This is a genomic window from Frigoribacterium sp. AC759 (assembly GCF_979256015.1).
Genome location: NZ_CEEDMT010000154.1, coordinates 1 through 246 on the forward strand (window position 1 = coordinate 1; position 246 = coordinate 246).

Sequence of the window (246 nt, forward strand, 5' to 3'; positions counted from 1 at the left end):
GCATCTACCCGCAAACCGGCGAAAAATCGTCGGGAAAAAAACATCAGAATATTTACTGGCGATGTATTCTATTGTTTTTCGCAACGAGTAAAAGGTTCAATAAAAGTCAAAAACACATACTTTTTAGCAATACCAAAAATATTCCAACTCTCGAGGGACGCAATGTTGCCGAAGATTTAAAAAGCCTTGAAGTTGAAATTATCTACACAGATTTTAATTACAAAACACCAAAGGGCTATTTCAATC

The 246-nt window shown here is 35.4% G+C and carries 1 protein-coding gene; it reads left to right on the plus strand.

Annotated elements, in window-relative coordinates; translation table 11 throughout:
* Nucleotides 1-246, plus strand: a 246-nt coding sequence (locus ACZ6JE_RS15465; RefSeq protein ID WP_464319521.1) for a hypothetical protein, incomplete at both ends; no start/stop codon positions are given.